The sequence below is a fragment of the Streptococcus parasanguinis genome, from assembly GCF_032163505.1.
GTDB lineage: Bacteria > Bacillota > Bacilli > Lactobacillales > Streptococcaceae > Streptococcus > Streptococcus parasanguinis_V.
The window spans coordinates 1,701,535-1,726,624 of sequence record NZ_CP134147.1 but is presented as its reverse complement, the minus strand read 5'-3'; the positions used below and the strand labels follow the sequence as shown (position 1 = coordinate 1,726,624).

18 protein-coding genes and 1 pseudogene are annotated in these 25,090 nt (G+C 43.5%); 14 read left to right on the top strand and 5 right to left on the bottom strand.

What is annotated here, in order from left to right; all coding sequences use genetic code 11:
• Position 1 precedes the first annotated feature (1 nt).
• From RIN70_RS08590 to RIN70_RS08545, 10 genes are all read left to right on the top strand, one after another.
• Positions 2-718 (top strand): DUF554 domain-containing protein, encoded by a 717-nt coding sequence (locus RIN70_RS08590; protein WP_070675372.1) that lies wholly within the window; start codon positions 2-4, stop codon positions 716-718.
• A gap of 310 nt (positions 719-1,028) precedes the next feature.
• Positions 1,029-1,607 (top strand): HD domain-containing protein, encoded by a 579-nt coding sequence (locus RIN70_RS08585; RefSeq protein ID WP_302692692.1) that lies wholly within the window; start codon positions 1,029-1,031, stop codon positions 1,605-1,607.
• A gap of 136 nt (positions 1,608-1,743) precedes the next feature.
• The gene (locus tag RIN70_RS08580; protein ID WP_313790524.1) at positions 1,744-2,592 is read left to right on the top strand and encodes a Cof-type HAD-IIB family hydrolase; all 849 of its coding nucleotides are present in this window, start codon (positions 1,744-1,746) and stop codon (positions 2,590-2,592) included.
• Positions 2,593-3,225, top strand: a complete 633-nt coding sequence (locus RIN70_RS08575) for an SGNH/GDSL hydrolase family protein (RefSeq protein WP_024055139.1) — start codon at positions 2,593-2,595, stop codon at positions 3,223-3,225.
• Between the two features lie 420 nt (positions 3,226-3,645).
• Positions 3,646-4,041, top strand: a complete 396-nt coding sequence (locus RIN70_RS08570; RefSeq protein WP_049506522.1) for a CopY/TcrY family copper transport repressor — start codon at positions 3,646-3,648, stop codon at positions 4,039-4,041.
• 18 nt (positions 4,042-4,059) lie between these two features.
• Entirely contained in the window at positions 4,060-4,431 is a 372-nt protein-coding gene (locus RIN70_RS08565) for a cupredoxin domain-containing protein (protein ID WP_023919099.1), read from the top strand.
• 10 nt (positions 4,432-4,441) lie between these two features.
• Positions 4,442-6,664 carry a heavy metal translocating P-type ATPase gene (locus tag RIN70_RS08560; RefSeq protein ID WP_195623413.1) on the top strand — a complete coding sequence of 741 codons (2,223 nt, stop codon included), beginning with the start codon at positions 4,442-4,444 and terminating at the stop codon, positions 6,662-6,664.
• 348 nt (positions 6,665-7,012) lie between these two features.
• Positions 7,013-8,788: a pyruvate oxidase gene (gene spxB / locus RIN70_RS08555; protein ID WP_195623412.1), complete on the top strand. Its 1,776-nt coding sequence runs from the start codon at positions 7,013-7,015 to the stop codon at positions 8,786-8,788.
• 154 nt (positions 8,789-8,942) lie between these two features.
• On the top strand, positions 8,943-9,290 hold the full coding sequence (locus RIN70_RS08550; RefSeq protein ID WP_195623411.1) for a VOC family protein: 348 nt from the start codon (positions 8,943-8,945) through the stop codon (positions 9,288-9,290).
• Positions 9,291-9,922: 632 nt separating this feature from the next.
• On the top strand, positions 9,923-11,362 hold the full coding sequence (locus RIN70_RS08545; RefSeq protein ID WP_023919092.1) for a 6-phospho-beta-glucosidase: 1,440 nt from the start codon (positions 9,923-9,925) through the stop codon (positions 11,360-11,362).
• 114 nt (positions 11,363-11,476) lie between these two features.
• Here RIN70_RS08545 and RIN70_RS08540 read toward each other — a convergent pair whose 3' ends face one another.
• Positions 11,477-12,010 (bottom strand): hypothetical protein, encoded by a 534-nt coding sequence (locus RIN70_RS08540; RefSeq protein ID WP_023919090.1) that lies wholly within the window; start codon positions 12,008-12,010, stop codon positions 11,477-11,479.
• Between the two features lie 204 nt (positions 12,011-12,214).
• On the opposite strand from RIN70_RS08540, the pseudogene RIN70_RS08535 reads away from it, so the two are divergent.
• Positions 12,215-12,904, top strand: a pseudogene (locus RIN70_RS08535) (response regulator transcription factor).
• On the top strand, positions 12,904-13,791 hold the full coding sequence (locus tag RIN70_RS08530; protein ID WP_195623410.1) for a sensor histidine kinase: 888 nt from the start codon (positions 12,904-12,906) through the stop codon (positions 13,789-13,791). Before RIN70_RS08535 ends, RIN70_RS08530 begins: the two are co-directional and overlap by 1 nt.
• A 20-nt stretch (positions 13,792-13,811) precedes the next feature.
• Here the strand turns inward: RIN70_RS08530 and RIN70_RS08525 are convergent, their stop codons facing one another.
• The 4 genes from RIN70_RS08525 to pabB all read right to left on the bottom strand — a co-directional run bounded on the left by RIN70_RS08525 (position 13,812) and on the right by pabB (position 18,154).
• Entirely contained in the window at positions 13,812-14,564 is a 753-nt protein-coding gene (locus RIN70_RS08525; protein ID WP_021153840.1) for an ABC transporter permease, read from the bottom strand.
• A gap of 54 nt (positions 14,565-14,618) precedes the next feature.
• Positions 14,619-15,527, bottom strand: a complete 909-nt coding sequence (locus RIN70_RS08520; protein ID WP_023919084.1) for an ABC transporter ATP-binding protein — start codon at positions 15,525-15,527, stop codon at positions 14,619-14,621.
• A gap of 285 nt (positions 15,528-15,812) precedes the next feature.
• Positions 15,813-16,427 (bottom strand): alpha/beta fold hydrolase, encoded by a 615-nt coding sequence (locus RIN70_RS08515; RefSeq protein ID WP_195623650.1) that lies wholly within the window; start codon positions 16,425-16,427, stop codon positions 15,813-15,815.
• Positions 16,427-18,154 (bottom strand): aminodeoxychorismate synthase component I, encoded by a 1,728-nt coding sequence (pabB, locus tag RIN70_RS08510; RefSeq protein ID WP_272144834.1) that lies wholly within the window; start codon positions 18,152-18,154, stop codon positions 16,427-16,429. Before pabB ends, RIN70_RS08515 begins: the two co-directional genes overlap by 1 nt.
• A 118-nt stretch (positions 18,155-18,272) precedes the next feature.
• On the opposite strand from pabB, the gene RIN70_RS08505 reads away from it, so the two are divergent.
• Together RIN70_RS08505 and RIN70_RS08500 are read left to right on the top strand one after the other, a co-directional pair.
• A complete protein-coding gene (locus tag RIN70_RS08505) occupies positions 18,273-19,328 on the top strand; it encodes an acyltransferase family protein (RefSeq protein ID WP_195623648.1) in 1,056 nt (351 codons plus the stop codon).
• A gap of 302 nt (positions 19,329-19,630) precedes the next feature.
• Positions 19,631-25,030 (top strand): Cna B-type domain-containing protein, encoded by a 5,400-nt coding sequence (locus RIN70_RS08500; RefSeq protein ID WP_272144831.1) that lies wholly within the window; start codon positions 19,631-19,633, stop codon positions 25,028-25,030.
• Positions 25,031-25,090 lie beyond the last annotated feature (60 nt).

Here is a 25,090-nt window from a genome sequence, read left to right as displayed (position 1 = left end):
AATGATCGGTTTAGGGACCTTCTATAATGCCTTAGGGGTCGTGTTTGGTGGGCTTTTAGGATTGCTCATCGGTCAACGTTTGTCAGAAGATTTTCATGAGACCCTTCTGAAAGTGACGGGAGTTGCTGTATTTGTCTTGGGCATCGCAGGGACCTTGGAAAAGATGCTGGTGGTGCATGGAAGTCATGTGGAAAGTCACGGCAGTATGATGTTGATTCTGAGTCTAGTGATCGGGACCGTTATCGGGGAACTCTTGAAGATTGAGGAGGGCTTTGAGCGCCTGGGAACCTGGCTAAAGGAAAAGACGGGCAACCAAGGCGATACCAGCTTTGTCGATGCCTTTATGACCACGGCCTTGACCATTTGTATCGGGGCTATGGCGGTGGTCGGAGCTGTCCAGGATGGCCTGACGGGTGACACCTCAACCTTGTTGGCCAAGGCTATTCTCGATATGGTTATCGTTCTAGTCTTGACCGTTTCAAAAGGAAAGGGCGCCATCTTTGCGGTGGTACCACTCGTGATCCTTCAAGGTTTGATCACGCTGTTGGCTCATTTGATCGCACCGATCATGACTCCACAAGCCCTTTCGAATCTGTCACTAGTTGGCTCCAGCCTCATTCTCTGTGTAGGGATCAATCTCATCTGGGGTAAACGGATCAAGGTCGCCAATCTCCTTCCAGCAGTGCTGATTGCCATTATTTGGGCTTTTGTTGGGTGAAAAATAGAAGCTAAGCAGTAGTTTCAGATTTAAGACAAAGTCATATTAAAAACTTTCCTTAGGTGAGTACGGACGTCAGCGAACTTCTAAGAAGTTCCATGACTAATTATTGAGCCTAAGGTCTCAATAATTCCGAGTGCCTGAAACGTTATTGTTTCAGGCACTTTTCTCACAACGGAAAGTTTCTAAGATGATTTTGTATCCAATCTGAATTATTTTCCTTTTCTTTTGCAAATACGGGAATTCATTTATGGAAAACCTGATTTTTGGTATGATAGTCGTAATTTCGAATAGGGAGGTTGGTGTCGCCATGAGTGATTTGAATCAGACAGTTGAATTTATTAAAGAAATCGAGAAATTAAAGTCAGTAACAAGGTTTAATAGAACTCTTGATGGACGGTTTGAAAATAGTGCCGAGCATTCCTGGCAGGGTGCGATAGCTGCGATGGTTCTGCAAGATTATTATCCCGAAAAATTGAATATGGAAAAGGTGATTTCTATGTTACTGATTCATGATTTAGGTGAGATTTATGCCGGAGATACTTGGGTGTTTGATGATGAAAAAAAGCTTCATGCTCATGATAGAGAGCTCGCATCTATAGAAAAAACAATGAGCCTCCTTCCAGAAGCAACATATTTGAATACGAAAAATTTGTGGTTGGAGTTTGAAAAAGGCCAGAGTCCTGAGGCAAGATATGCAAGAGTGATTGACGCATTGGTACCACTGATCAATCACTTGGAAGTGTCAGAAGTCGATTATAATCCCGATCATATCCGTTCAGAGATGGTATTAGAAAAGAAAAAGTTCATAAAAAGTGAGTCCAAAGAGTTGTGGAAATTGACAGAAAAGTTAATTCAGGAAAGTGTAGAGAAGGGCTTATATTTATAAGATCCTTTGGCCATCAGTAACAACTTTCAGCCCAAGAGGAAGCCACCTGTTTTCACTGGTGGTTTTGACTGGCTTGATCTGTGGTATAATGGAACCAGATAATTTACACCCTTTGAAAGGGAAAAGGTTAGATTGTATGATTAAGTTGATTGCAACAGATATGGATGGAACCTTATTAGATGAGCGAGGAGAGGTGGATCTCCCGCGTCTGGAAAGGCTGTTGGACCACTTGGATCAAAAAGGGATTCGCTTTGTCATTGCGACGGGAAATGAAATCCATCGCATGCGCCAGCTCTTGGGTCCTTTGGTCAAGCGGGTGACTCTAGTCGTAGCCAACGGAGCTCGGATTTTTGAGGATGACCAGATGATTCTTGGAAAATTCTGGGATCGAGAATTGGTGGAGGCGGTTCTTGCTTATTTTAAGGGCCGGGAAATTTCAGATCAGTTGGTTGTATCAGCTGTCAATGGTGGCTTTGTCAAGGAAGGCACGGTCTTTACAGAAGTTGAAAAATTCATGCAGCCGGAAGTGATTGAAGCCTTGTACAAGCGAATGAAGTTTGTTCCGGAATTGACAGCCGATTTGTTTGACCAGGTGCTTAAAATGAGCTTGGTGGTTGGCTTGGATCGTCTTGATCAAGTGAGTCAGGAAGTCCAACAGGCTTTTGGAGATCAGCTCATGGCGGTTTCGAGTGGTTTCGGCAGCATGGATCTCTTACAAGCAGGTATTCACAAGGCTTGGGGACTGGCTCAATTAATGGAGAAATGGCAGCTTGATGCTAGTCAGGTCATGGCCTTTGGGGATAGTGGAAACGACATCGAAATGCTTGAAATGGCTGCTCACTCCTATGCGGTGGCCAATGCAGAAAGAGCTGTCAAGGCTGTTGCCAAACACCTAGCACCGAGCCATCAAGAAGGCGGTGTCTACCAGGTGATCGAAGAGTATCTAGGATTGACCCCCTGGGAACAAGTGAAAGGAAAGAAGTAGATGGCAGTACAACTGTTAGAAGACTGGCTCTTAAAGGAGCAGGAGAAAATCATAACAACCTATCGGGAGCTCAATCAAGCCCCTCTGAAAGAGCCTGGTTTGATCTTTATCGGAGACTCCATCGTAGAGTATTTTCCCATTCATGAACTATTACAAAGTCCCAAGCACATGGTCAATCGAGGAGTGCGAGGCTATAAGACGGGTCTTCTTCGTGAGCATCTAGACGCCCATGTCTTTGGAACGGCGGTGGATCAGATCTTTCTCTTGATCGGGACCAATGATATCGGAAAAGAAATTCCTCAAAAGGAAACCTTAGACAATGTAGAAGCGGTCTTACAAGCAATTATGAGGGACTTTCCGCTGACCCACATCAACCTGATCTCGGTTTTACCGGTGAGTCAAGAAGAGCGCTACAAACAAAAGGTCTATGTGCGGACCAATGAAAAAATTCAGGCCCTCAACCAGGCCTATCGCGAATTGGCCCAGGCCTACCACCAGGTCAGCTATATTGATGTGTATTCGTCTTTATTGGATGAAAAGAGGCAGTTGGCAGAAGCCTATACGACAGATGGCCTCCATTTAAATGTAGCCGGTTACCGCATCCTAGCCCAAGCTCTGCAGGAGACATTATAGAGACAAAAATAGGAGCGAAAAAAGCCCAATCAGACAAATCTTCAAAGAAAAATTTCAGATCGAAGATAAAGTCTTCTTAAAAACTTTCCTTAGGTGAGTACGGACGTCAGCGAACTTCTTTGAAGTTCCATGACTTAGTTTTGGACCTAAGGTTCCAAAACTCCCGAGTGCTAGAAACAATAGTGTTTCTAGCACTTTTCTCACGGCGGAAAGTTTCAGGAAATATTTGAATGGTTCTTATAATTGATATCAATTCTATTTCTTTTTAGATTTCCTTAGATGATTTTTTGTAAAAACAGATTGTCACCCTTCCTCTATTTCCAAGAGGAAAATTTTTTGTCTTTTTGGTTGACAAATGTAAATCTTAGGAGTAGAATAACATCATAAGATTTACAAATGTAGATTTAGAAAGGAGAGGCCATGCAAATTTCCAATGCGGAATGGCGCATCATGAAAATTATCTGGATGGAAGGCAAGCAGACCAGCAGGGATTTGATCGCCGTCTTGTCCGAGCGCTTTGACTGGTCGAAGTCGACCATCAAGACCCTCTTGACGCGCTTGGTTGAAAAGGGCTGTCTGACCAGAGAAAAATCTGGCAAAGCCTTTGTCTACTCGGCTTTGTTGAAGCAGGACCAGAGTTTAGACTTGGTGGTTGAGGAGGTGAAAGACAAGGTTTGCTCAAAAAGAATTGTCCAGGTGCTTGAAAACTTGATTCAGGAGAGTGACTTTACGCTTGCAGATCTTAATCAGCTGCAGCAGGTCCTGGAAGAAAAGAAAGCAGAGGCTGTCGAAACAGTCCCTTGCAATTGTATGTAATAGAAAGAAGGAATTTCAATGTTTGGATTGTTAATTAGTATTGTTTGTTTACTTGGGGTTGCTTTTATTGCTTGGTGGTTCTTTGCAGAGCATGAAAAGGTAAGCGACCACGCTCGTCAGAAATCAGGTTATCAAGAAATTGAAGTCGAAGTCATGGGGGGCTATTCGCCTGAAACCATTGTCCTGAAAAAGAATGTTCCAGCCCGGATCATCTTTAATCGCAAGGATCCATCTTCATGTCTGGATCAAGTGATCTTTCCAGACTTTGGGGTGCATGAAGCTTTGCCTTTGGGTGAAAAACATGTCATTGAAATTACGCCAGAAAAAGCGGGCGAATATGGTTATTCATGTGGTATGAACATGATGCATGGTCACATGATTGTGGAATAAAGGAGTAGGTATGGCAGAAAAACAAAAAGCAGTTGTGGAAAACGGAGTGCAAAAGATCCGTATTACAGCAGAAAAGGGCTATAGTCCCAAAGAATTTCAACTTCAAAAAGGGATTCCTGCTGAAATCACCTTCCATCGGGTCAATCCATCCGGCTGTTACAAGGAGATTTTGTTTGAAGATCAGGGAATTTTAGAACCTTTGGAAGTTGGTGTGGATAAGGTCATTTCCTTTACCCCAACAGAAACAGGGGACTTTGAGTTCTCTTGTGGAATGAAGATGCAAAAGGGTTCCTACACGGTTGTGGAAAAACGCCGTCGTGTCTTGAGTTTGCTGGATCGTTTTTGGATCACCAGTATCTTCACCTTGCCGTTATTGATCTTGATGATTGGGATGGTAGCAGGTTTTGTGTCGCATCCAGTTAGTCACTGGGGGACCTTTATCGCGACAACGCCGATTATGCTAGTGGCAGGTGTGCCGTTTATCAAGAGTGCCTGGGCCTCATTTAAGAAGCACCATTCCAATATGGATACCTTGGTAGCTCTTGGAACCCTGGTAGCCTATGTCTATAGTGTATTTGCCCTTTTTACTGGTCAGCCAGTATACTTTGAGGCTGCGGGTTTTATCATCTTCTTTATCCTCTTAGGGCAAATCTTTGAGGAACGGATGCGTAACAATGCCTCCGAGGCTGTGGAAAAGTTGTTGGATTTGCAGGCAAAAACGGCTCAAGTTCTCCGTGATGGGAACTATGTCGAGGTGGCGGCAGAAGATATCCAAATTGATGACTTGATTCGGGTCCGTCCTGGGGAAAAGATCGCGGTTGATGGGACGATTGTAGAAGGAAGTACGACCATTGATGAGTCGATGGTGACAGGTGAAAGCTTGCCTGTGGAAAAATCAGTTGGTGATGCAGTTATCGGCTCCACTATCAACAGCAATGGGACCATTCTCTTTAAGGCTGAAAAAGTCGGTAGTGAGACCCTCTTATCTCAAATTGTGGACTTTGTCAAAATGGCCCAATCCAGTCGTGCTCCTATTCAAGATTTGACGGATAAGATTTCAGGTATCTTTGTTCCAGTGGTGACGATTTTGGCCATTGCGACTTTCTGGGTTTGGTCCGTGCTTCTGGGTGCGTCGCTTCAAGAGGCCATGCTCTACGCAGTCTCTGTCCTCATTATTGCCTGTCCTTGTGCCCTTGGTTTAGCAACCCCAACAGCCCTCATGGTCGGAACCGGCCGTAGTGCCAAGATGGGGGTTCTGATTAAAAATGGAACCGTTCTTCAAGAAGTGCAAAAGATTCAAACCGTTGTGTTTGATAAGACAGGGACTATTACCATTGGCCAACCACTTGTAACCGATGTTGTAGGAGATGAAGCGCGTGTCTTGACACTGGCTGCTAGTCTTGAAACTTTTTCAGAACATCCCCTAGCGCAAGCGGTCTTATCACGAGCAGAAGAAAAAGGTTTGGTGCTAACCCCTGTGGAAAACTTCCAAGCGATTGAAGGAAAAGGGGTCCAAGGTCAGATCGACCAGCAGTTGGTGACCTTGGGAAATGGCAAACTTCATGACGGGACATTGATGGATCCGGAGCTTGAAAAACGGATGGTAGAGTTGCAAGAGCAGGCCAAAACAGTGATCAGTTTGTCTGTGGATGGGCAAGTGATTGGCTTGATTGCCATTCAAGATGCTCCGAAGGCCAGCTCAAAAGAAGCGATCAAAAAGCTCAAAGAACGGGGCTTGAAAACGGTCATGTTAACAGGGGATAATGAACGGGTGGCCCAAGCTATTGCTAAGCAAGTGGGCATTGATACCGTGATCGCTGATGTGCTCCCTCAAGAAAAAGCTAGCGCCATCCAAAAACTGCAAGAAAGCAGTAAGGTAGCCTTTGTGGGAGATGGGATCAATGATGCTCCAGCTCTTTCGATCGCCGATGTCGGAATTGCTATGGGATCTGGAACGGATATTGCGATTGAGTCCGGTGGCATCGTGCTCACGCAAAATGATTTGCTTGGCGTTGTGCGCGCCTTTGACATGAGTCAAAAGACCTTCCGTCGGATCTTACTCAATCTCTTCTGGGCTTCTATCTACAATATCCTTGGGATTCCAATTGCTGCTGGAGTCTTTGTAGGACTGGGATTGACCCTCAATCCAGAACTAGCAGGTCTTGCTATGGCCCTTAGTTCTGTGTCTGTTTTGACTAGCTCACTGCTTCTCAATGTCGCGAAGATTGATTAATGAAAATAAGAAGTGGTACAGAATTCTGTATCACTCTTTTTCTCTTTTTCCTAGAACGACAAGGAAAAGGGATGGGTATAAAACTATAGTAAAATACCCTATTGTAGGATAGTTTGTGAAAATTTCTCAAAAAGAGGATCTGTTATGGAATAGGGATTGAGCATCTCTGAGCAGATCCTTATACATGTGAATCTCTTTGTGATAAATTAATACTGTAATCGTTTTGTAAATCGTTTTCATGAGAAAAGTCAGAAAAAACTCATTTTCAAGGCGAGATGATCGCAAAGATGAAGTAGAAGCGCTATGCTGCATTTTAAGGGATCAAAATAGAATTAAAGGAGAGTTAGAATGACTCAAGGAAAAATTACTGCATCTGCAGCAATGCTTAATGTATTGAAAACATGGGGCGTAGATACGATCTACGGTATCCCATCTGGAACACTTAGCTCACTTATGGACGCTTTGGCTGAAGACAAAGATATCCGTTTCTTGCAAGTTCGTCACGAAGAAACTGGTGCTCTTGCAGCGGTTATGCAAGCTAAATTTGGTGGCTCTATCGGGGTTGCAGTTGGTTCAGGTGGACCTGGTGCGACTCACTTGATCAATGGTGTTTACGATGCAGCTATGGATAACACTCCATTCCTTGCTATCCTTGGATCACGTCCAGTTAACGAATTGAACTTGGATGCCTTCCAAGAATTGAACCAAAACCCAATGTACAACGGTATCGCTGTTTACAACAAACGTGTAGCTTACGCAGAACAATTACCAAAAGTAATCGACGAAGCTTGCCGTGCTGCCGTTTCTAAAAAAGGTCCAGCCGTTGTTGAAATTCCAGTAAACTTTGGTTTCCAAGAAATTGACGAAAACTCTTACTACGGATCAGGTTCTTATGAACGTCACTTTATCGCTCCTGCCTTGAACGAAGTGGAAATCGATAAAGCTGTTGAAATCTTGAACAACGCTGAACGTCCAGTGATCTACGCTGGTTTCGGTGGAGTTGGTGCGGGTGATGTCATCACTGAATTGTCACGCAAGATTAAAGCACCAATCATTACAACTGGTAAAAACTTTGAAGCCTTCGAATGGAACTATGAAGGATTGACAGGTTCTGCTTACCGTGTTGGTTGGAAACCAGCCAACGAAGTGGTCTTTGAAGCAGACACAGTTCTTTTCCTTGGTTCAAACTTCCCATTTGCTGAAGTATACGAAGCATTTAAGAACACTGAAAAATTCATCCAAGTGGATATCGACCCTTACAAACTTGGTAAACGTCATGCCCTAGACGCTTCAATCCTTGGTGATGCAGGTCAAGCAGCCAAAGCAATCCTTGATAAAGTGAATCCAGTTGAGTCTACTCCATGGTGGCGTGCAAACGTTAAGAACAACCAAAACTGGCGCGACTACATGAACAAACTCGAAGGCAAAACTGAGGGTGCGCTTCAATTGTACCAAGTATACAATGCCATCAACAAACATGCTGATCAAGACGCTATCTACTCAATCGACGTAGGTGACACTACTCAAACATCTACTCGTCACCTTCACATGACACCTAAGAACATGTGGCGTACATCTCCACTCTTTGCGACAATGGGTATTGCCCTTCCTGGTGGTATCGCTGCTAAGAAAGACAATCCAGATCGCCAAGTATGGAACATCATGGGTGACGGTGCATTCAACATGTGCTACCCAGACGTTATCACAAACGTTCAATACGACCTTCCAGTTATCAACGTTGTCTTCTCAAATGGTAAATATGCCTTCATCAAGGACAAATACGAAGACACAAACAAACACTTGTTTGGTTGTGACTTCCCTAATGCTGACTATGCGAAAATCGCTGAAGCTCAAGGAGCTATTGGATTTACAGTTGACCGTATCGAAGACATCGACGCAGTCGTTGCTGAAGCTGTTAAATTGAACAAAGAAGGTAAGACAGTTGTCATCGATGCTCGCATCACGCAACACCGTCCACTTCCAGTAGAAGTTCTTGAGTTGGATCCAAAACAACACTCAGAAGAAGCAATCAAAGCCTTCAAGGAAAAATACGAAGCAGAAGAACTCGTACCATTCCGCCTCTTCTTGGAAGAAGAAGGGTTGCAATCACGCGCAATCAAATAATTCCTCTCGTGGAAAATCAAATGTAAACTGCGTTATCTTCACCTCGCCGTACTCCAGTACTGTCTGCGGTTCGATGCCTTGTTTATTCATTGATTTTCATAGAGAGAAACTTGAAAAGATCGGAGCAATCCGGTCTTTTTGTGGAGGATAAGAAATGAATTTAAATCAATTAGATATTATCGTTTCAGATGTTACCCAAGTTTGTGCTAGCTTGGAGCGTATTTTGGATAAAAAAGCCGATTATGTTGACGACAGTTTTGCTCAGTTCACGATTGGCAGTCACTGTCTCATGTTATCACAAAATCATTTGGTTCCTTTGGAAAATTTCCAGTCAGGAATCATTCTTCACGTTGAAGTTGAGGATGTAGACCAGAACTACCAACGATTGAAAGAGCTTGGTATCCAGGTTTTGAACGGTCCAGTTGTAACCGATTGGGGAACCGAATCCCTGCTAGTAAGTGGTCCAGCAGGTCTAGTGATTGATTTTTATCGTATGAAGTAGGTAATTCTATTATCAAAAAATTTAAACGTTCTTGGAGTAGAACTTAAAAAGATCGGAGCCATCCGGTCTTTTTTATTAAAGACAAAGTCTTCTTTGAAACTTTCCTTATGTGAATACGGACGTCAGCGAACTTCGAAGAAGTTCCATGACTAAATCAAGATGCAAAGGGCGTCTGCGGATAAAGTCAAAATAGGAAGTTTGACGCAGAATCTTTCGATTCTAGGAGAACTTATCTTTTTGACACAATCCGCAGCCAGTGTTCAATTAGTTTTAAGCCCCTTCGCTTTTCAATTTCTGGGCTCAGGCTAAAACAGTTCCCCGAACTGTTTTACTCTCAAAACTCCCGAGTGCTAGAAACAATAGTGTTTCTAGCACTTTTCTCACGGCGGAAAGTTTCAGTTTATTCTTTACGATTAAAAAAAAGGAATCATTCTTATTTTTCAGAAAAGCCGATATTAAATTAGGTGAAAAACAATTTGTATACATTCTGAAAGATCGGAGCCATCCGGCCTTTTTGTGTTGCACGTGAACAGAAATAACCTTAGAATAGGTTTAGTTTTTCATAGGATCTTGTAGGATTTTTTGGAAAGAGAAGGGTATAATAGAACTATCAAATCAAGTGAGGTAGAGAGATGACCGACAAACTTCAATTTCCAGATGGTTTCCTTTGGGGTGGGGCGACAGCTGCCAACCAGTGTGAGGGAGCTTATAATGAAGATGGCCGTGGCTTGGCCAATGTGGATGTGGTGCCGATTGGGCCTGATCGTCACGCCATTATTACGGGTCAGAAAAAGATGTTTGACTTTGAAGAGGGCTATTTTTATCCGGCTAAGGATGGCATTGATATGTACCATCGCTACAAGGAAGACATTGCTCTCTTTGGGGAAATGGGCTTTAAAACCTATCGTTTGTCCATTGCCTGGTCTCGGATCTTCCCACAAGGAGATGAACTAGAGCCGAATGAGGCAGGTCTACAGTTTTATGAAGATCTTTTTAAGGAATGTCGCAAGTATGGCATTGAGCCCTTGGTGACCATTACCCACTTTGACTGTCCCATGCATTTGATTACCGAGTATGGAGGTTGGCGTAGTCGCAAGATGTTGGAATGTTATGAACGTCTTTGCCGGACCCTCTTCACTCGCTACAAGGGCTTGGTCAAATACTGGCTAACCTTTAATGAAATCAATATGATCCTTCATGCGCCTTTTATGGGAGCGGGTCTCTGCTTTGAAGAAGGGGAGAATGAGGAGCAAGTCAAATACCAGGCGGCTCACCATGAATTGGTCGCTTCAGCCATTGCCACCAAGCTAGCCCATGAGATTGATCCTGACAACAAGGTCGGCTGTATGTTGGCAGCTGGGCAAAACTATCCGCATACCTGTGCTCCGCGGGATGTATGGGCTGGTCTAGAAGAAGATCGTAAGAACTATTTCTTTATCGATGTGCAGGCGCGTGGGGAATACCCTAACTATGCCAAGAAAGAGTGGGAGCGTCAGGGAATCACAGTTGAGATGACGGAGCAGGACCTGCAATTGTTGAAAGAACACACGGTAGACTTTATTTCCTTCTCCTACTATGCCAGTCGGGTCGCTTCAGGGGATCCAGCTGAAAGGGAAAAAACAGCGGGCAATATCTTTGCCTCTCTGAAGAATCCCTACCTAGAAAGCACAGAATGGGGTTGGCAGATTGACCCTCTTGGTCTCCGCATTACCCTCAACACCATCTGGGATCGTTATCAAAAGCCTCTATTTATCGTTGAAAATGGACTAGGGGCAGTTGATACACCAAATGAAGCCGGGGAGATTGAGGATGACTACCGGATTGACTACTTAGCAGCCCACATCAAAGCCATGCGGGAGGCCATCCATGAAGATGGCGTTGTCCTCTGGGGCTATACGACTTGGGGTTGTATTGACCTGGTCTCTGCTGGGACAGGAGAAATGAAGAAGCGCTACGGCTTTATCTATGTCGATCGGGACAACGAAGGCAAGGGAAGCTTGGAGCGCTCCCGTAAGAAATCCTTCTATTGGTACAAAGAAGTCATTGCGACCAATGGAGCTTCTGTTGAATAAAAGTTTTCGGTACTTGCTGGCCGACTCTCTCCTATAAACGAAAAAGCTTAGAATCCCAACCACAAGCTGGGGTTCTAAGCTTTTTGTATGTAGTTTAGCCAAGTCATTACGGATTTACTGGTCGTAATCTAAGACATTGTTCTCGATGACAAACTTAGATTCAGCGGAAATGTTGGCTGCTCCTAGTTGCAACTGAGAACTTCCGTCTGGCTTCATGATGTGCCACTGACCGTCCTTGTGGGCAAAGATGGCCTCAAATGTGACGTTATTGCTCTTGTCTCGAATGGGTAGAACAAATGCTTGATCTGTATTCTCTAAGAGAATCTCTTCTTTTTTTTCAAAGTTATAGATATAAAATTGCCCAGTTCTTTGTCCCAAACCATGTAGTTCATCGACTTTTTGCCAGTTCTCAAATTTTGTCCGAACAAGGGATTCATTATAAATCTTGTTGAAGGTTTCGTTCCGTTTCTTCGTTTCTTCCTCGTCTAGTGTTTTCTGAAACTCTGCAACCTTTTTAGTTGTTTGGATGGTTTGTTTGTTTTGCTCCCTGATTTGTTGTCGGTGGATGACTCGCATCATTCTTGCAGCAACGCCCAGGATGACAAGGATGGATACAAGACTGATTTTAGTTTTAGCATTATTTTTCATAGATGAGTCTCCCTATTGTGTCATTGGTCCTATTATACCCTTTGAAAGAAAGGATCGTCAAGTTCATCTTGTGATGATCTAACATGCAGATCTACCTGGGGACTATAGGCTTTTAGTCAGATTTTCATTGACGAAGGAGCTTTTATTTGATAGGCTAGGGGAATAGAACTGATTTCGCAAGAAAAGAAAAAAGGAGTGAGGCAAGTGGCACGGGTTTTATTAATCGAGGACAATAATGATATCCAAGAAATTTTGTATAGTTTGTTAAGCGAAGACCATGAGGTGCTTCAAGCCTTTTCGGGTACAGAAGGGCTGCGGCTCTTCCAGCAAGAAGCCGTTGATTTGGTTCTTCTGGATATCATGCTTCCAGGGAAGAATGGGGACCAGGTCCTGGAGGAGATCCGTTTGCAGAGTCAGGTGCCGGTTATCATGATGACGGCTCTGGGAGACAAACACCTCATTAGCCAGTATCTCCTTGCAGGTGCCAATGATTATATTGTCAAGCCCTTTAATCTGGACGAAGTGGCCGCTCGGGTGACGGTGCAGTTGCGAAATCAAACAACGGTAGCATAGGAATCTCAAGTATCGCAAAAGCTATCCTTTAAGAATTTGGTTTTAAATCCAGAAACCTTTGAACTGGAGTCCGGCGAACAGACGCTTCGCTTGGGCAAAAAAGAATTTCAAATTTTTGAGACCTTGCTGGCGCATCCAAAGAAGATTTTTACCAAGGAAGAATTGTATGAGGCGGTCTGGGAAGAAGTCTATCTGCCAGGAGACAATACTCTCAATGCCCAACTGAGCAATCTCCGAAAGAAAATTGCCCAGCTTGATCCAGATGAGGACTATATTGAAACGGTCTGGGGCTTGGGTGTTCGCTTGAAAGGAGACAAGTAATGTGGGTTTTAGTTCTAATTCTTGTCGTCCTTGTCCTTTTCTTGGGTTTGGGCTATGCTCGCTTGCTTTCTGCCTTAAAGGATTTGCAGGAGCAGATTCAAAAGAAGCTCCAAAGCGGAAGTGGGGTACGGCTGACCTCTCAGGTCTCAAAAAAAGAATTGGTCGCCTTGACCAAGCAGGTCAGTGATCTCTTTGACCAGATCGAGCGGACCAATCGGATTGCCTTTCAAGAGAAAAAGACCTTGGATATGGCCATTAGTAATATTGCTCATGATATCCGGACGCCTTTGACCATTGCATCGGGCTATACCCAACAAATCATCAAGGATGGGACGCAGGAAGAGGAAAAGCTGAAGAAAATTGCTTCCAATCTTCAAGTCGTCTCAAAACGCCTGGAATCTCTCTTGGAATACAGACGCTTGATGGAGGGAGCCATTCAGCCTCGGATTTCAGACGTCGATCTCAGCCAAGTTTTAACCCAGCAGTTGTTCCAGTATTATGATAGCTTGTCTGAGGCGGGGATTGCTTTAGAGGTAGAGCTAGAAGAGCATCTTCATTATGCTACGGATCCTGAGCTTTGGGAGCGCCTCTTGCAAAATATGCTCAGCAATGTCCTCAAGCATGGAAAGGAGCAGGCCCGTTTGACCTTGACCTCAGACGCGGACACGATTCGGGTCGAGCTGCGCAATATTGTGCAACAACCGATCCAGCACTTAGACCAATTGGCTAGTCGATTCTACTCTGAAAATCTCTCGGATACAGAGGAGTCTTCTGGCTTGGGTCTCTACATTATTCAAAATTTTGTAGAGATCTTAGGGGGAGACTTGCAACTGGCAACGGAGGCAGACTGGTTTATCTTGACCATTACACTAAGAAAAAAGGCTTGAGCACTGCTCAAGTCTTTTTGTTATAAATCTTTGTGTTTAAAAGTAGCCAGTCCTAGGAAGCCGAAAACAAGGATGAATCCAAGGGCAATCGAGAGAGTGTTGTTCGTTGCTGTCGTACTTTGGACCATGGAATATTGGAATTCCAAGTTTAGATAGTGGAGAATGTCAATATCTTTAAAGAAAAGTGCAGGCAGGCTTAAGAGGATATTTCCAATGAAGTAGCCAACGAAGGCTAGGGTGATGGATTGGCTAGCGTAGAGGAGGAAGGAAATGATGCTGACCCAAGCCAAGGTGGAGAGGAACTGAATCAGCACGGTCAGTCCAAAATGAGCCAAGAAGTGTTCTGGCATGGTGCCAAGTCCATTGTAGAGGGTCGCGATCAAGAAGACGAGACCATAAGAAACAAGAAATTGAAAGAGAGCAATGGTCAGGACAACAGCGCTTTTGGCAAAGTAGTAGCTAGTGCGCGAAACGCCATAGGCCAGACTATTCTTGTATAAGTTTTGTGTTAAGTCTGTTCCCAGAACCAAGGTGATGACAATAATGGTAAAGAGGATAGTCACACTGATGCTGGAAGAGTAGTTGGTCAAGGCTTTAAAGCCTGTCCAAACTTCGGTTGCTTGGGGTAATTTGGATTCTGTATTGACGCCGACGTGGCCGGTAGCTCCAAAGATGACTCCAGACAGGATGTTGAGTACGAGAATGGCTTCTGTGATCCAAAAACCTTTGGAGCGAAAAAGTCTGTAAAAATCTGCTTGAATGGTATGCAACATGATAAATCTCCTAAATGAAATATGTGGGATAAGTAATACAAGACGGTGGTTTGACTAGTCTACCAAGTCCGTAAAGAATTTTTCCAGATCTTGGCGGGCATAGTAGATTTCGTCCACATCAATATCCGCTTGAACGAGGGCTTTGACAATGACTTTAATATCATGAGTCTGTCCGAAGATATGGATTTCGCCGTCCTTATCGATGACCTTGATGCGGTGATGGAGCTGATCCTGAATCAGTTGACTCGCAAGGGCTAGCTGGCTAGTCTTGAGGATGATGTAATCTTCTCCTTGTTCTTCGAATTCAGCCTTGCTAATTTCTTTGATCAGGCGTCCTTGGTCGACAATGCCAAAGCGGTTGGCAACCAGATAAAGTTCGGAGAGGATGTGACTGGAAATGAGGATGGTCATGCCGAGTTCATCGTTGAGGCGCTTGATCATCTGACGGAATTCCTTGATTCCGACAGGATCGAGACCATTGATGGGTTCATCCAGAATAAGGAAATCTGGCTTGGCAATGAGCGCGATCGCAATTCCCAACCGTTGTTTCATCCCTAGTGAAAAATCACGGAATTTCTTCTTACCCGTATTATTCAGGCCAACATAGTTCAGGGTTTCTTTGATGACCTGGTCGGGATTGGGGATATGGCGAGCCTTGCAATAGTAGACCAGATTTTGATAAGCGGTCATATGCTTATGGGCCACGGGACTCTCAATGACGGAACCAACCCGTTTTAGGGCTTGCGTCCACTGGGAGCGACTTGTAGAAGCAAAGAGAGAGACGCTTCCGTCTGTTTCCTGAATTAGTTGGGTGATGACCTTGATGAGGGTGGTTTTCCCAGCTCCGTTCTTACCGATCAGTCCGTAGACGTCGCCTTTGCGAATGGTGAGATTCACATCATTTAAGGCGTATTGATGACCAAATTTTTTACTCAAATGGGAAATTTCTAATACTTTTTCCATGGTTTTCTCCTTCGTCCAAATGACTAGTTGTTTTCTTTACACTCTTAGTATATAGCTTGCTTTTCAAATAACTATCAAGCAATTCTCAAATATTTCTAAAAAAAGAGAGTGGGACAGAAATCGGTAATTCGTTAGAATTCGATTTCGTCGTCCCACCTCCGCACAGTTGAGTAGGGCTGTAAAAGCTGATGAAATCAGCGTAGTAGAGCCCACTCAACCACTGCGTCTTGCTCGACAATCCAAAAATGATTGAGAGGCTAGGACTTTTGTCCCAGCCTCTTCATTTTAAAACCCAGCAACAAACTCCTTGATGGCTTGTGCGAGTTCATAGGGTTTCTCGGTATTGAGTAGATGACCTCCGTCTGCGATTTCTTGATAGCGGCCTTTTGGCAGGAGATTGGCCAATTTTTTAGAAGAAGATTGATTGGCCCAATCTTTGCTACCACAAATCACCAAGCTAGGAAGAGGGCAAACTTTAACGGTATCGGTTAAATTGAGCCCTTTTAATTCGGTCAAGATTTGAAGCATCTGTTGTTTATTGGCATCTTGTTTTTCAAAGACATGCTTGGGAAGCAGACGAAAAAGGAGAATCTGGAGCCGATAGAGGGGATTGGTGTTGAGTTTGTATTGAGTTCCCGCAAGGACCAAGCCCTTGAGTTGCGGGAAGTCTTGTCTGGAGAGATCCAGAGCGAGCACGCCACCTAGTGAGAGTCCTACCAGAATAAAGGGTTCGCTTTCTTGCTGGAGGCGCTCCATCAACCTTTCTTTGACTTCCTGATAGCTTTCTTTTGGCTGGGAGAAAATATCAAAAGTTTTGGAGTGCAAGGGTGAAAGTGCAAATTGGACTCCTTGCCAAGAGAGGACATCTTGCCCTAGTCCATGTAAAAAAATTAGTTTCATCAGGAATCCTTTCTTTGAAAATCGAGTTCGTAGAGACCACGAAGAGCATTGCAGGCATAAATACGATCAGCGTCTGTTAAATCGTTCAGAGTCAAGAGTTTTTCTTCAACCTGCTGGGTCTCAAGAAGATGGCGCCGATAAATGCCATCGAGTAAGGGGAGGTGAGCTGGTGGGGTATAGAGTTGTCCCCCTATCTCCAGCACCAGATTGCCAATCGTCGTCTCTAGCAAGGTTCCGTCTGGCAGATGGAAAATTTGCTCGTGATCTGACTGGTTGAGATGGTCTCTCTGACTCGTTTTGAAATAAGTAAATGGCGTCGCTAAATCAAGCTTCTGCTCTGTCAGTTGGGCCTGTAGATAGCTAGCGGGCAAGTCGGTCAGCTCCGTGATCTCTAGGTGGAAGGTCCCGTTTTTTTGCAAGGCAATCCGACAACGATAGTCAAGGTTGAGATCTAAATGAGCGAGTTCTTCTTGAAGTTCTTTCAGGAGCTTCGACTCATCATAAGGATAGGCAAAGTAGCGACTAGCTTCTCTCAAGCGTGTTACATGTTGGTCGAGGAAAGTCAACTCTCCTTGGTGGATGCGGCCAGTTGTCAAAAGCTCAAAGCGAGGCTCTTGCCGGTAAAGGACAGCCGATTTTTGCTTGGTTTCCTGGTATTCACTTTCCCATTTGCTGTCCCAAGTGATGCCTCCTCCCACGCCATAGATGGCTTGATCTCCCTGCATTTGAAGGGTCCGGATGGCTACATTAAAAATCCGTTTTCCTCTTGGAAGAAGGATGCCGATCGTTCCACAGTAGACACCTCGAGGAGCCTTCTCCGTCTTTTGGATGATTTCCATAGTGGAGATCTTCGGTGCTCCTGTAATCGAGCCACAAGGAAAGAGAGCTCGGAAGGTTTGGACCAGGTCGACCTCAGCTTGTAAGCGACTTTCAATGGTCGAGGTCATCTGCCAAACAGTGGAGTATTGCTCGACTTGGCAAAGGCGGGTCACCTGCTCACTTCCAATCTCCGAAATCCGGTTCATGTCATTGCGGAGGAGATCCACAATCATCATGTTTTCTGCTCGATTTTTGGGATCAGCTTTTAGCCAAGCAGCCTCTTGAAGATCCTCTTGGTTAGTGAGACCACGGCCCGTCGTTCCCTTCATCGGGCGCGTGGTCAGTAGCCGGTCGTCTTGCTCAAAAAAGAGCTCAGGACTGATGGAGAGGATGGAGACATCATCGTGCTGGATGAAGGCATTGTAATGGGCTTTCTGCTCAACCACTAAGCGGTTGTAGATAGCCAAAGGGTCAGACTTTAGCTCTTGAGAAAGCTGGACGGTGTAGTTGACCTGGTAGGTATTTCCCTGGCGGATATGGTGATGGATGGTCTCGATGGCTTCTTGATAAGCAGGTGCCTCTACCTCTTCCTTCCAATTGGCTGGAAGATCCACAGCTTCATAGTCCTCTGGAAAAGGAAGGGTTTCGACATCCTCGTGGATCGTAAAATAGAGGAGATACTCTCCCATGAGAGGTGCTGGATGGACAGCAAACTTCTTCTCAAAAGCAGGAGCAGCCTCATAGCTGACATAGCCGACTGCATAAAAGCCTTTCTCTTGGTAGGCTTCGACTTCTTTAAGAAGAACCTCTACCTGGTCGAGGTTTCTAGTTTTTAATTCCTTTATGGGCTTGGTGAAAAGGTGGCGTAAACCAAGCTCTTTAAAATCAATGATGGTTTGTTTATGCATGCTTTGAGTATATCAAAAATAGAGGAAAAAAGGTAGATAAGGATGTAAGATTCCTTGCTTGGCCTTCCCTTTCATGCTAAAATAACCATAGAAACTGCTTTGGGCAAGGAGTAGGACTATGCAAAAGAATCCCCTCTATAACACCTCTAGTATCAGCTTTTTTCAATACCTCTTTGCGATTGCAGTGATTTTGGTGCATAGTGGTCGCTTGACCTCCTATGAGCCACTGCATTTTGGTCTTAAGAGTATGCTCGGCCGGCTAGCGGTGCCATTTTTTATCGTCTGTGCCAGCTTTTTCCTCAAGCAATCCCTAGGGAATTCTCAGAAAATGAAGGCCTATCTGGTCAAAATCGTAAAAACCTATTTGTTTTGGAGTTTTGTTTACCTTCCTTATGCCTGGCTCTTTTTCTCTAGTCTCCATCTTCCTATCTATCTTTTTCCAGCAGGTGTTCTCATCGCACTGATCTATCTGGGAATGTGCTACCAACTCTGGTATATCCCGGCCTTTTTGCTGGGTTTGTTTTTGGTCAATCAATTGGTCAAACACCTAGGTATGGTTTGGACGGGGTTGATCACCTTTCTTCTTTACTGCTGGGGCTTGATCGAGACCTATTCGGCTTATCTGGACACCACAAGTCTTCTCAAAGGTTACCAGCTCTACAGCAATTTATTTTTTACAGCGCGAAATGGTCTCTTTTACACGCCCATTTTTATCTATATGGGTTACTATCTGTATGATCATTTTCATGCACAAACTTTTAGAATTCACCGTTGGCAAAAGCTAGCTCTTGCCTTTGGGTTGTTCTGTATGGAAGGCATCATTATTTTTCAACACGAAGGAATTGATAAGAACTTTTTCTTTCTTCTTCCTTTTGTGACCGTTTATTTTGTCAATGCCTGCCTGCAATCGTCCTTTTTGAAAAGCTATGATTTACAGTATTTAAAGCAAATGAGTATAGCTCTTTACTTTTCGCATCCGATCTTTATCGAGTGGGCTCGCTATGGCTTTAGCAGCCTCCCTCTCTCTTATCCAGACAGGGGCAAGCTGATTTTTGTGACTGCCTTGTTTGGTAGTCACCTTTTTGGACTAGCTATGCTGTGGGTACGAGAGAGAAGGGAAAAACAAAAGATTCCTTCAAATGGTGAAGAGTTAGATAAAATAATCAACCAATAGTAGGGTGTACAAAACTCAAGCAGATGTGTTTGAGTTTTTTTGTATGAAGAAAATCAAGGAAGAATAAGAATTGGCAGACTGCTCCTCCTTGTTTATAAATGTTTTATTTTCTTGCCCTTGGATAGAAGAAAGGGGAAATCAGTACCAGATAGTGATTTATAATATAGACATCATTGCAAATAATGTCTATATTATTGAATAGTGATGATTTAATTTGAAAAGCAAAGGATATTTTAAAAAATAAGTGATAAAATTAAAGGGAGGGCCTTTTGTAAGGCTAACAAAAGTAAAGGAGATAAGACATGAAAAAGCTTCGTTCATTATGGAAAGACTTTTTGAAAAAAGGTTTTGCCATTTTAACAATTTTCATGATGCTAGGCCAGCTTGGTCAAGGGGCGATCACAGCCTTTGCCAATGAGCTAGCAGTCGGGGATAATGGGGCCTTGGATGTTACCCTTATGTATGGGGATAAACAGAACCATCCAGATGGGATGTCCTATTACACAGGGGATACCATGTCTGGTTATATCCAGATCACCCCTAAGAATTTGACAACGGATATTAATGAAGTAACGGTGACCTTGAAGGTTCCTGGAAAGTACTTACGAGAAGTTAGTTTCCCTGACTTCAATAGTGCTTCAGAGCATGACAAACCAACGGTTACAAAAGTTGGAGATGATTATCAAGTCACACTTCACTTTAACAATTACCAAAAGTCAGAGGTCCTGACTTTACCATTTATTGGAAAATTTAAAGTCGGTTATGCACCGACCAATTATTCATTGGATATTACGGGTACCTTGAATATCAATGGTCAAGAAGCAAAACTCAATGATATCATTTGGAAACCCAAGTACAATGACTATCGCTTAACCAAGTATATCAACCAAAACTTGAACGAAGCCATGTCCAAGGACTATGCGGAAGCCATGCCTGGTGTTGTCAAAGGGGCTGACGGAAAAAATTATATTGAAACCCCATCATCTGTTCCATTTGCATTTCAATTGGAGGGAATGCAAGGACAGTATGGGGGACAATATCGTCAATTAGAATCAGTAACGCTTACCGATAAGTTGCCAACCTATACAGATAAAAATGGCAATACCCGGACAGCAGTTTTAGATACAGCTAAGTCTGAAGGTTGGGTAGATAATGGAGATGGCACCGTTTCTAAGACGTTTACAGCAGATGCAAACGGTAATCCAGCAGCTTATCACCAAGAATTCATGGCAAAAATCAAGAATACAAGTTACCTTTACTTGAAGTTTCCTGATTTAGTTTTGGAAAAGGACCAGACTCTCAAAGACGTCCTTAGTAAGGATTTGACAAACTCAGGAAGTATTGTGGGAATTCCTGCCAATCGTGGAGAGGGAGAACCGGATATTACAGCTGAAGATTCTCTTATTTTCCGCTTGACCTCTCGTGACCTGGAAGGGGCTGGAAGTTTTGCCAAAAAAGCAGATGGTGATGTCTATGATTCAACTGAATACAAGGCAGCAAACTATAAATGGATCATCGCTTTTGATAATAAAACTCCTTCGACACAAAAGAATTTTGTTTTCTATGATGAGACAGTGGACTCTCGGTTAAAATTCACCAAGATTGATTACGCTCGTCTTATGCAAGGAAATTACGGTATTGGTGAGTATATTAGCAAATATGTGAAACGCATCATCCTTACTTTAGAAGATGGTAGTCAAAAAGAAGTTCAGCCAGAAACCGATAAAGACGGCAATGGTTTTATCGACTTAACCAAGTATGGAACCGTTGTCGGTTGGCGGATGGAAATGAAGGATGATTTTGTCCTAAAATCTGGTCAAGGAATTCGCTTCAATACCTATACAAGCTTCAAAGATCCAGAGAAGACTCGTTACGATGAAAATGATGCGACCAAGAATGAATTCAAGAATACAGGTCGTGTCACTTATCAAACACAATCAAACCTTGCTAAAGACCAAACATCAGATTGGACCTTTAAGCTGATTCCTTTGAAGGAAAGCTTTGAGATTTCAAAAACGACAGATTACAATGATGTTCGTTATACTGATGGAGAAAATATTCGTTTTGGTTTGATGGCAACCAAAGTGGTCTTGGATCCTGATAAGGATTATGGAGACCTGCGAATCATTGATCTGTATGATCCAAATACCCTTAAAGTCGACTATAAAGATTTTGAAAGAAACCTTGCCTCTAATGAAAAAGGTATGAAATTCTTAAAGAGCTACGATGTCATTGAAAACTACCACAATTCTGGACGGACAGCTCTCATCATGCATTTGGATCAAAAAGAGTTTATTAAGGCTTCTCTTCAAGATCTTAATCGCGTGCGTCTACCATTTATCGTGGCCGATCTGAAAGGGAAAGACGATGGTGGGACCTTCACCAATAAGGTTTATGTCGCTGGAAATGGGATCCACGATCTTGAAAATGCCAACCCTGATCGGGTCACGGAAGATGTGTATGATCTGAACGGAAATGGTTCAACAACGGATAAAATTCCATATGCTCAATCAAACTATACGATTGTTGCGGCTGAAGGAATCTATGCACGCAAATATATCGCTAAAAATGATGACCTGTCAGACGCTTCGATTGTGACACGTACCTTCAAACCAGGTGAAACCTTTAACTACAAACTCACCATTAAAAATAATACGGATAAGGCAGTAGAAGACGGAGTCGTCTATGATGTCCTACCAAAAGTAAAAGACGTTAACACACTAGACGGATCTGGTCGGATGACAGAATACACGGTCAGCCTTCGTGGACCAGTGACAGCTCCAGAAGGATGGACGGTCTACTATACAACTGATACAGGCGTTACGACAGATACCATGGCGCAAGCTGCTGACAAAGATATCTGGACGACAGCTGTGGCTGATTACAGTCAAGTAACAGGAATCAAGTTAGTTGCAAATGCAGGAACCACGATTCCTGCGCGTGGCGAAGCCAGCTTTGGTGTCCCAGTTGTAAATCCAAGTGAATTGACTGATGAAGTCAAGGCTTTGATGCAAAAACGTACCAAAGACAACGAAGACAACGGCGGTCGTTCTGGTCTTGTTCAAGCTCATAACCAGTTTGGTTACAAGGCGAAAGGTCATGAAGGAAATCGTGAGTCTAATACCGTAACTGCACAAATCTTCTCGGCTGCTTTCCAAGTCAAGAAGGTGGACAAGGATGATCCTAAGAAAGTTCTTGAAGGTGCTGAATTTACCTTAACTGATGCAAATGGTGCGGTTGTTGCGACGGCCACTTCTGATAAAAAGGGAGAATTCTCCTTTAACACCTTAACAGAAGGAACCTATACGCTCAAAGAAACCAAAGCACCTGAAAACTACAAGTTGGATGAAACAGAACATGCTGTGGTTGTCAGCTATGATGCGGACAAACAAATCTACCACGTCACGGTGGATGGAAAAGCGGTTGGCTCAAAAGCAGTCCCAGTTGAGATCGCTAATGAAGCAGATATCAAGTATATTGATCTTGAAGCTTCAAAAGTTTGGGATGACCAAGACAACCAAGAAGGGCTTCGCCCAGCAAGTGTGGAATTCCAACTCTATAAGAATGGCAAAACTCAAGGAAAACCAGTCACGGTTTCAGCCGCAACAGACTGGAAAGCCCACTTTACGAATCTTCCAGATAAAGACAGTGATGGTAAGCTCAATACCTACACTGTTAAAGAAGTGAAAGTTCCGACTCATTATACGGTCGATACAGAGGAAGCCAGCTTCACAGATGGAAAAGCCATCATAACCAACAAGCGCACTCCTGAGACCACGACGGTTACAGTCAAGAAAGTCTGGGATGATGCACAAAACCAAGATGGTCTTCGCCCATCTACCATCAAAGTTCACCTCTTGGCAAATGGAACAGAGGTGCAAGCTCTTGATCTGACTGGTGAAGGAGATGAATGGACTCATAGCTTCACAGACCTACCAGTCTATAAAGATGGTCAAAAAGTTGTCTATACAGTGACAGAAGACAAAGTGGACAATTACACTACTAAGATTGATGGAACTACGATTACCAATACTTACAAACCAGGTAAGACAAGCCTTACTGTTACGAAAAACTGGAAGGATGCCAATAACCAAGATGGCCTTCGTCCAAAAACAATCAAGGTTCAATTGTATGCTGGTGATCAAAAGGTTGATAAGGCTGTTGAATTGTCAGCAGATAACAAATGGACCCATACCTTCTCAAACTTAGACGAGAAGAAAGCTGGCCAAGTTATCAACTATACAGTCAAAGAAATCGATGTTCCAGAAGGCTACACACAAGCCGTCGAAGCTACGAACCCAGGTCAAGTAGTCGTGACCAATACGCACGAACCAGAAAAGACCAAAGTAGAAGTGAGCAAGAAATGGGAAGATGGAGACGACCAAGATGGTCTCCGTCCAGCCAGCATTCAAGTTCAATTGTACAAAGATGGCCTTCCAACAGACCAAGTATTAGAACTTTCAGCCGCGAATGACTGGAAAGGTGCATTTGAAAACCTTGATGCCAAGGCAGCTGGAAAAGCAATTGCATATACAGTCAAAGAAGTAACTGTCCCAGATGGTTACAAAGTAACGGTAAATGATAAGGACAAGGCTAATGTTGTCTTGACCAACACGCATGAACCAGCTCTTACAGAGATGAAAGTCACTAAGAAGTGGGATGATGCCAATGACCAAGATGGCCTCCGTCCAAAATCCATCAAGGTTCAATTGTATGCAAATGATGAAAAAGTAGGAGATCCGGTTCAATTGTCAGCGGACAATCAATGGACCCATACCTTTAGCAAATTAGCTGAAAAGAAAGCTGGTCAAGCGATCAGCTACCGTGTGGAAGAAGTAGATCTTCCAAAAGGCTACCAAGTCACTGCTGATACTTCTGATCCTGCTCACACGATCTTGACCAATACGCATACGCCAGATGTGATCGATATTCCAGTGACTAAGATCTGGAATGACCAAGACAATCAAGATGGTCTACGCCCAGCAAGTATCGTGGTAAATCTTCTAGCCAATGGTGAAAAAGTTGCTCAAAAAGAACTCACGAATGCGACCGATTGGAAAGAAAGCTTCACAGGTCTACCAAAATTCAAGGATGGAAAAGAAATCGTCTATACTCTTCAAGAAGAGAAGGTAGCTGAATATACGACTACAATTGATCAGGCTGCTTATACCATTACCAATACCCATGCACCTGGTAAGACAAGCGTCACGGTCACTAAGAAGTGGGATGATGAGAATGACAAGGATGGAATTCGTCCGAAGAGTATTCGCGTTCAACTCTATGCCAATGATCAAAAAGTCGGTCAAGAAGTAGAATTGTCAGCTGAAAACAAGTGGACCCATACCTTTGCAGATTTAGATGAAAAAGCAAATGGAAACACCATCACTTATACAGTGAGAGAAGTCAGTGTTCCAAAGGGCTATGAAGCTCGTAACGACGAGGATGGTAAAGGAAATGTTGTGATTACTAACAAGCATGTTCCAAAAGAAACTCCAAAACAACCAACTCCTCCAAGTTCATCTGAACCAAAGAAACCGGGTCAACCTGAACCTAAAAAACCAAGCCAACCAGAGCCGAAGAAACCAGGCAAAATCTTAGGATTCTTACCAAATACAGGTACGACCATCTCTATTATTAGCTTAGTTTTAGCCTTTGTCTTGGCAAGCATTGCAGCTTATATTTTGAAGAAAAAGAAAAAATAAGCTAGTGCTTCCTTTATAAAATGAAACAAACACCAGAAATGGTGTTTGTTTTTTTATAGT